This is a genomic window from Pseudomonas fuscovaginae SE-1, from assembly GCF_000364705.1.
Lineage (GTDB): Bacteria > Pseudomonadota > Gammaproteobacteria > Pseudomonadales > Pseudomonadaceae > Aquipseudomonas > Aquipseudomonas fuscovaginae_A.
The window spans coordinates 1-618 of the sequence record NZ_AQOH01000407.1 but is presented as its reverse complement, the minus strand read 5'-3'; the positions used below and the strand labels follow the sequence as shown (position 1 = coordinate 618).

General features: G+C 45.1%; 1 pseudogene. It reads right to left on the bottom strand.

What is annotated here, in order from left to right:
* Positions 1-618: pseudogene (locus K675_RS33865) on the bottom strand (hypothetical protein); the annotation flags it as partial.

Here is a 618-nt window from a genome sequence, read left to right as displayed (position 1 = left end):
CAATTGGGATCTAAAGAATTAATTGCAAGGTTTGCTCTCATCTGGATTCTAGAATAATCCGTTGGCGAGATTATTTTGGCATCTTGAATAAGTGAGATAATGAGCTCAGTACAATATGTCATCCTAAGCATTCCGCTCATGAATGAGCGCCAAGGCATGTAGCTAGAGCGCATGACTACTATTGGCAAAAAATCCTGTATTCGATGCAACAAGCGACCGATAAATATTGCTGACCGCGCTGAGTCAACCGGCAAAACGGTGCTCAATACTGTGACAGCTCCCATTGCCAACATCCCATTTGCAGATGATCCATGACCTCCATCGACGGGAAGGGTATCGCAAGCACTCAGCAAAACTATCGGGGGCATTCGTATAGAGCCTCGCAGCTCCCAAACATCTATGGCTTTGCCACCTATTACTATAGATCCTACGCCGGCGGTCTCGGTTAGAGTCCCGTGCCCATCAAATACCATTAGGGCGCCACTGAAATCATTGACAGCAGCAACGAATTGATTGACATCATCAACGTCAATAAATTTGTACTTCGGATAATTATCGTGCATATCCGACAGCTTGCCGAGCACATCTTCCAACACCGTTCGTATTTTGTCATTTTTA